Annotated in this window: 2 protein-coding genes; both read right to left on the bottom strand. The window is 46.0% G+C overall.

Features of this window, described 5'->3' with window-relative positions; genetic code table 11:
• On the bottom strand, positions 1-8,529 hold an 8,529-nt coding region (locus MR062_RS17565), incomplete at its 3' end, for a beta strand repeat-containing protein (RefSeq protein WP_242206737.1).
• 321 nt (positions 8,530-8,850) lie between these two features.
• Positions 8,851-9,137, bottom strand: a 287-nt coding sequence (locus MR062_RS17560) for a type IX secretion system membrane protein PorP/SprF (RefSeq protein ID WP_242206735.1), incomplete at its 5' end; no start/stop codon positions are given.

Genomic DNA, 9,137 nt, shown 5'->3' with positions numbered 1-9,137 from the left:
GTCGTTCTCACCGTTACAGGTAATATCGGTTACCGTATACTGTGCCACCAATGGCGCCGTTGGTTCCGTGATCGTGACCGTTGCGGAGGTCACCTCGCAATCGCCGCTCTCCACATACACCTGATAGATCCCTATGGGCAGGCCCGTAAAGACGCCCGGGGAATCCTGGGTTACCGGGTCAATATCGTTTCCAAACTCATCCTGTAGGGTATATACATAGTTACCCAGACCGCCCTGGGCCTCGGCCACGATAACACCCGTCGAGTCACCGGCACAGTTCACCGTAGCGTTGGTCGTATCCAAGTCAACGGTTAATGGTACCAATGGTTCTATGGTAATGCCATTGGACACACTGGCTATACAGCCATTGGCATCCCGTACGTAATATTGGTAGGTGCCCGGGGCTACCGAAAATGTTATATCGGTGGCGAACGTGCCCAGTACTGTCACAAAGGTAGCCGTGTCGCTGTACTCATAGGTACCCGTACCGCCCGTTGCGCCCAAGGTAAGCGTGGCATCCGTTGTACAGGTCGGCGTGGTCGCCGCTACCAGTGAAGCAACTATTTGGGTCGGTTCGCTTATGGTCACGTCGGCCGTGGTAAATGCGCAGTTATAGCCATCGGTAACCGTAACATTGTACGTGCCCGCTCCAAGACCCGTAAACACATTGGAGGCCTGTGGACCGGACGAACTTACCGTTGGTGCGGTCATGTTCAGGGTATAACTGTAGTTACTGCCCTGGCCACCTGTGACATTGCTTACCGTTATGGTCGCACCCGTATCGCCAAAACAGTCCAACAGGGTTGGCGTGGCCGCTATGGCCGCATCGATTGGGCTTGGCAGGACCAGTGTAATATTCTCTGAAACGGTACAGCCCCCTGCATCCCTTACGTTTACCGTATAGCTGCCCGCTGAAAGTCCCGTAAACGTACCGTTTGGTGAATAGGGTACGGTGGCCGTTCCCGTTAGCTCGTACTCATAACTGCCCCAGCCGCCAGTGGCCAAAGCGGTTATGGTCCCCTGGTTATTGTCACAGGTTACATTTGAAGTTTCGCTGGCCGATAGTGCCAGTGCCGATGTAGGTGATGCAATGGTTACCGTGTTGGAGCTCGCCATACAGAACGGGCTTGCCGTTTCCGTAACCTCTACATAATAGTTTCCGGCCAACAGGCCCGTTACCGTTTGGGGATCGGTGGACGTGTTGCCCGCTATTGGGCCTACTACGGAAACCCCGGAACTATCGAATACCTCATAGTTGTATGCCCCTGAATAACCGCTCACGCTAAATCCGAAGGCACCGTTGCTGTCGCCATAACAGGTAACGTTCGTGGTTGCCGTGGCCACGGCGTCTATGGTGTCGTAGGGGGCCACCGTTAGGGCCGGTGTGTCCAGGCTACAGCCCGTATCAAGGTCGTTTACCCTGAAATAGTATGTTCCAGGGCCCGTAATGGCAAATGTATTTGTGGCCTGGGGCGTTCCATCGGGAAGCACCTGATAGCTGAAATTGCCCGATCCTCCAGTGGCCGTAACGGTAACGGTACCCGTACCGTTACAGTCTATTGGTGTCGCTATGGCCGCAGAGGACATGGTCAATGCCGGAAGCGGGTTGATGTTTACTGAGCCAAATGCCACACAGCCATTGGCATCCCTTACATAGATATCGATGGTCTGTACGCTACCATTGTCGATAATGTCAAAGGTGCTTGTCGTGAAATAGTTTGTGCCGTCTATGCTGTAGCTATAGGGCGGCGTGCCGTCCGTTCCAGTTATGGTAAGCTCGGAGGTGTTCACCGTATTGTCCGCCGCACAGGCAAAGTCGGTCGCCGTTCCGGAAACTCCCAAAGGCAACGGCTCGCCTATGGTAACGGGCTCAACCGTGCTACAGTTTCTTCCCGAGGTTACCGTAATATTGTAATTACCCGCTGGTAATCCCGTAAATACGTTCGAGCTTTGGGGGCCAGCCAATACGGGGCCGGAAGTGATCTCGTAGGTATACGGTGGGTTATCGTTACTCGCACCAAGGTTTATGGTGATACTACCGTCACTGCCACCGTTGCAGCTTACATCGGTCGGTACCGGCGTGAAGGTTACCGGTGTGGCCGCTTCAAGGGCAATGGTTACTTGGTCGGTACATAATGTCGTTGTATCCGTTATGGTTATGGTATAGGTGCCCGCTGGAAGTCCATTGAACGTATTGGAGGCCTGTGGGCCTGTTAATACCGGACCGGCCGTGATCCCATAGGTGTAGTTGCCCGATCCGCCATAGCCCGTGGCCGTAATAATGCCATCGTCATTGGTACAAGAGGGCAATCCGGTTACCTGGGCATTGATCTGTATCGGGGGATAAACGGTAATCGTATCGGTGGCCGTACAGCCATTGCCGTCCCGTATGGTCACCGTATAGGTACCCGGTGCGGATACCGTAAAGGTGGCACTCGACTGGAAGTTCGCCCCATCGATGCTATAGGTCACGGGAGCTATCTCTCCTCCGCCAGGTGTGGCCGTAAAGGTATACGTGCCGCCATTGGAGCTGCACTGGTCATTGGCCAAGGTGGGCAAGGTTACAGTGGGCGTTGGGTCCGTGGCGATCGTAACATCAAGCGGTATAGCTATGTTACAGCCATTGGAATCGCGAACGTACACGTCCCAATCCGTGGCCGTTGCAGGGTCCAAAAAGGCCAGGTTATTTGAGGTCCAGTCCCCTGCTCCCGGCAATGCTCCGTCTAACACAAAGGCATACTCGTAAGGGGGCGTACCGCCACTGGCGTTGACAGCCACCTGCGCATTTTGGTTACAGTTGGCATTTGTGTTAACTACTTCAGCCAATATTAACTCTGTTGGTTCTGTAATTCGGAAATTAATAAGAGCTGTACATTGTGTTGAGCTAAGATCTGTTTCGGTTACCAATAAATAGTAATCACCAGGAGCCAACCCAGATACACTATCACTATAATTTGCTCCTGTTAAACCAGCTGCATTACCAGTAACACCAGTTGATGTATTGGTAAGGTTTTCAAAAACCTCCCATGATAAATCTGTTCCATCATAACCAGAAACAGTAAAGTCAAAACTACCATTATCTAAAGCTGGTAATTCATAACAGGTTACATTGGTTGCTGTTCCGGTAACGTCTATTGAAGACGGGCTTGGCACAGCTGGTACTTGTTCTATATAAGTACAACCCGTACTTGTGTCCAATACTTCAAAAACATAACTCACATCAAACTGTAATCCTGTAAATTGGTGGTTTCTTTCGTTTGGTGAAATATCAGATGTAGGCAACCCATTAGGCGCTACACCATCACCCGGATTAAATACAGTACCATCATAAATACGAACCCTAAATGGTCCCGTTCCATTCACTATTTCAATATTATATTCAACCCCTGCGATACAAGTTCCACCAGCAGTCGTGTATATATCAAGATTATCTACATCTGAAGCTACCAAATATGGTCCAAAATTATATTCACAGCCATTGGCATCTACAATTCTTAGGTAATAATTACCGAAGGCTAAATCATTAAACGTCACACTGGTACTTGCTGTTGGCCCCACTGGGTTTGTAGATGACGTTGTAGCCACACTACCCGAACTATTTAAAAGCGTATAAGTATAATTAGGTGTACCTCCAGAGACTCCTGATATTTGAATGGCCCCTAATACATTACCAGCGCCGCTACAGGTAATAGGCACAATTACTTCAGAACCAATATTGATAGTACTCGGTTCATTTACCGTAACCGACCCATTGAAGGTACATGAGTTGGCGTCCCTAACTATAAAGTTGTAAGTTCCTGCCACCAGTCCGTTATAGACCGTTTGTGAAGTGAAACCCGAACCGTTAAAGCTTACCTCATAAGGCGGTGTCCCTACCGTTTCATCTATGTCGATAGTTGCAATACCACTGGTATCCCCGTTACAAAACACATCGGTTGCAATAGCAGTTGCTGAAGGGGTTGTAATGGGCTGGATCGTTACGACATTCGTTAAGGCCGTACAGCCCAGGGCATCGGTAATTCTGTATTGGTAATCTCCCGTTTGTGCACTATTGTATGAATATGGTGGGTTGCCCGTTGCGATAAACGCCCCACCGTTAAATGATACCTCGTAGGTATATGGCGCGGTACCACCGGACACCGTCACATTGATTGTTGCATCTGGACTTGCCGTACAGTCCAGTCCTTTAGTTAGACTGGCCATTGCCGTTAATTGGTCGGCTATCGTTTCCGTAGGTACCATAAAGGTACAGCCGTAGGCATCCCTTACCGTGATGTTATAAGTGCCGGGCACCAAATTCGTAAAGACGTTATTGGACTGGAAGGCACTGCCATTGATACTGTACTGGTATGGTGGGTTGCCCCCTGAGGCACTGACCTCTAACGAGGCGCCATTGGTGGCATCGTAACAATAATCGGCACTGCTTATGGTTGCCGTTGGGTTGCTGGGCGTACTCAACGCAAAGGTCGTTGTTGCCTCACAGCCATTGGCATCGGTAACGGTGACCGTATAGGTTCCCGTTTGGGACAGCCCTCCAAAGACATTGCTGCCCTGTGGGCCCAATACCGTGCTGTCCGGTTGTTCCAGCTCATAGCTATAGCCTCCCCAGCCCCCTGTGGCGGTAATGGCCACACTGCCATCGGCCGTACAGGTCAATGGGCTGGCCGTTGCCGTAACACTTAACGCTGATGGTGGCCCACTTATGGTCACCGTATCGGTGGCCGTACAGTTGGTTGTTGTATCGGTAACGGCTATGGTATAGCTACCTGCCGCCAAACCGGTTAAATTAATTGGTGATGCTCCTGCCGTAGCCGATCCACCATTGATGGTATAGGTAAAACTTGTCGTTCCTGATACCGTGAACCGTGCCGTACCGTCTGAGGCCCCGAAACAGGTTATATTGCTCAAGGCCTGGCCAACTACACTTACTACTGGCAATGGATCTATGGTATACGACTCGCTATAGGTACAATCGTTCGCATCCCTTACCTGGAAGGTATAGGTCCCGGGAGCCAATCCCGAAAATACGTTCGAGGGCTGGTATGCCGTTGCTGAACCTGAAGGGGCTATGATTTGGTATTCCAACGGACTCGTTCCGCCCGTTGTTCCGGTTATGGTCACATCGGAGGTATTTGTTGGGCATGTCAGTGCCGTACTGCTAAAGTCCATATCCGTCGGTGGGTCCAGGGCATCTATGGTTATTGGTGCCAAGGCCGAAGAACAGCCGTTGGCGTCAAGTACCGTAACGGTATAGGTCCCGTTGGACAGTCCCGAAAAGGTGTTTCCAGATTGGAAGTTCACGCCATCGATACTGTATTGGTAAGGCGGCGTGCCCCCAGACACCCCAGATACCGTAATCACCCCACTGGTGGTACAGGTCAATGCTGTGGTCAATGTGGCCGTTCCCGTAATTGGGGCCTGGGCCGTGATGGTAACGCTCTGGGCAACCGTTGCACATATATCCCCATCAAAGGTATACTGGACCACGACATCGTAATCGCCTGCCGACAGTCCGGTAAACACCGGAGAGCTGGCAAAGGTTGTGCCGCCATCTATGCTGTACATCAAACTGTTGCCGTTGGCATTGGTCACGTTTATGCTTATCGATCCACTGTTGGGAGCATCGGCACATAATATATTGGTCTGTCCTATGGTAAACTCCGGTGGCAAAATGCCATCGACAGTAATGGACGTTGTGGCTTCGCAACCATTAAAATCCAAAACTGTAATATTATATACACCCGCTGTAGTTACTACATACTCAGGGTAATCCTGGGAATCTGTTGTACTGTTAATAAAATAATTATATGGTGGCGTCCCTCCTACTGGATAAATGGTTATTTCTCCATCGGTACAGGTCAAGGGTTGGGTTAATGCCGCGGTTACCGTAATTACTGGTGGATCAATAATATCAATATCTCCTGTAAATACACATCCATCATCTGTAGAAACATTATATGTATAGGTTCCTGGGTTTAAATTGGAAAACGTGTAATCGCTATTCATAATAGGACCTACACTATTAATTAAAGTTCCGCCTTGGGATAAACTGTAATAATATTGTGGTAGAGCATCATTCACTTGTAATTGAATACTTCCCTTATCTCCATTACAGTCCGGCTGTGTTACCACCGTAGTTAGGTTAGCATCGTGTTGTCTCACATATATACTAGGTGTTTGAAAGGTACATGGGAACGAATCGGCTACCGTTTGTTGAATATACACCGTGTAATATCCTGGTGTATTAATTGTGAAGGTATTAGAGGCTTGATAAGGTCCATTAGGATCTAAACTATATTCATATCCCGAAGGCACTCCACCAACAGTTACTTGACCTGGCGTGGTACAAATAATATCCTCGGCAGTTATAGTTGGGTTTAATAAGTTTTGATATACATTGAAATAAAAAATGCTAAAGCACCCTCCAGGATAATTAATGACAAGTCTAAACTGACCAGCGGTATCGGCAACATAATCCGGGCCAGTAGCTACTTGGTTCCATGTACAGTCATCGCTTTCATTAGCACAATCATCTACAGTCATGGCCGCACAACTGTTTTCATCCAATTGCTCCCAAATTATGGATGCTGCATCACTAATACCTGTATTAATAGCTCTGGTTTCATTGGCCCCACATAAGAAAATATAAGGTAATACTTTACCATCGTTCGGACAAGTAGGCAACAAATCGGCATAAGGAATAACCGGATTGGTTTGTGTATTTCCATATAATGCCACCGTAATAGCTTCTTCTATGGAAATACAAGTAGATGTTGTTGTGTTTGTTACATAATATGTCCCAACATCGGTAGCCGTATAGGATTGCCCAGTACCAATAACAGGAGTTCCTGTTGGACTGGTAGACCACGAATAACTATCATATCCAGAGGCTGCTGTTAAAACTACACTGGAACCACATAATATTTCTGTTCTTGTAAAATCACAATTAGAAATATCTACTATAAAGTTTGTGGAGCCTGGAACGCCTAAACATTCTGTTGTAGCAAAACTACCTTCCTCCACAATTATGGTTGGATTAATAACCCCTCTATAGGTGGCAAAAGCTTGGTTTTTTATTTCATTTGAACAGGCCTGACTTAGGTCGTAGCAGTTAGGAACCACCTGAACTGCCAAGCGAATAACAAAGGCAGGATCGTCAACTTCAACAGATTCATCAGGAATACTAAAAATAAGGGTTCGCGTAACCGGATCCCAAGATTGTAATGTCGCTCCTCCAGCATTGGTTAAATCGATATCGGTAGCTGGATCAAAAACAATATTGTCTGGTAATACATCTTTAATGGTAAATTCTGTAACATTATCGTTACCAACACTCTGATAGGTTATTTCGTAAAACAATTGATCACCTAAAAACACACCATCTCCATCAATATCATCTCCTGCTGTATCTAATACTGTCTTGGTCAAATCGATATCTGGAGCAATAATATCTACCGCAAAAGCTCCTAAAAACGCAAAAATAGGGTCGGCTTGTCCTCTTGCTACTTGTAATCTAAAATCGGCAGACGTATCTCCATTCTTTATAAACTCTGGTTCAGAATTTATTATTTCTAAAAATCCTGTATCATAACCTAATGTATTGTCACTATACGGAACTCTTGGATGAGATACCCCATTTTCATTTTCAATTACTGAACCAAAAAACTTGTTTGCAGATCTTAATGGTGTCGTTACTTCTTTACCATTAATTTCCAACTTCGTAGCACGCTTTGTTCTATCCCCATCTAAAGCCGCATAAGCAAATTGTAAATCGATATTTCCTGCAGGAGGTGTAGCGAACCCTGTTACAGGAACGGTTTCTTGGTGTCCGTCATAAATATGGCTAAAACCATCAAAAATGTTGAATGATTTTGTATGTAAGTTGGGATCTTCATAGATTATAATTAAGGTCCATCCAGCTGCTAATCCAGTTGAATTATTAAATCCTAAACTAGATGTTACATCTGCAACGGTATAAGTTCCTTCTACATCTGAAAGCCCTGTCAATAAATCGGTTACTTCAGCATAACACGCATATGGGGTATTCCCTGGCTCGCCAGATTCAGCTGGAATAGGAGTTGAAATGGCATCATAAATTATCTCTCCCGTAATATCTGTATATGTGGTACTCCCAGGCAACTTAAACTTTACCTGATTTATATCTGCTCTACTTCCACTCTGTAATATAGCTCCCCAATATAATGCCGCATAAGCCACCCGGTAACATGTTGTCGCGCTACCGTCTTCTTGAAGATGTAATGATAAATCTGCACTACTCGAACTAAATGTAGAGGCGTCTCCATCAATATCAATATATTGCATTGAAACATCTTGATTGTCTCTGGAAAGATCATTGAAGTCATTGTTGTTTTCACCCAGAATAGTATTCCCTATTACAAGCATACTCCCCCTTACTTCAACATTTTTTCTAAGCGAAAAAGGCTCATAGGTTTGCGCTACACCCGAAAAGCCCAACAATAAAAAGCATAAAAAAACAAGTACAGTTTTTACATAAGTAGTTTTCTTCATGGTTGCCTATATTTTTCACTACTGCTTAATTTGGAGCATTCAAACAGTAATTTTTAATGTTTTAAATGTTGATTTACAATTAATTTAACCCTAAATAGTCACTTAATCTAAAATAAATGTATTTCAACGATGTAAATATCGTGTTTTTTTTCGAACAACAATGAAGATTAGTTAAAAAAAATACAGTTCGTCGATTTTTTTAACACTTTTATCATGTTTTTGTTTTTAATAAGAAGTATTTATCCTACTTTTTATTGTTATTATTAGTAATAAATCCTAAAAAATATAGAAATAGATGTATTCATACGCTTATAAATGGACCTAATACCTCACCCTGGTCTTTGTACACGGACAGTTGCTAATGCCCCGTAAGAAGTTAAGCCCTATAGTGATCACGTGGGTCCCCGAGTTGTAGCCCGACAGCCCATTGGCCGTTATCTGGTAGGCATAGGCAAAATAGAACTTGTTCTGGTTGATCCCGGCCATGGGACCTATATTGAGCGGCTTGAGCAGCTGGTCGTTCAAAAAGCGGTACGAGATCCCCCCGAACACATAGTTGTCGTTCCTGCCGAACTTCTTCACCTTGAAATTAAGGTCCGTACTGGAAC

The sequence above is a fragment of the Aestuariivivens insulae genome, from assembly GCF_022662195.1.
GTDB classification, from domain to species: domain Bacteria; phylum Bacteroidota; class Bacteroidia; order Flavobacteriales; family Flavobacteriaceae; genus Aestuariivivens; species Aestuariivivens insulae.
The sequence above is the reverse complement of the archived record's forward strand: the minus strand, read 5'-3'. Positions and strand labels throughout refer to the sequence as shown.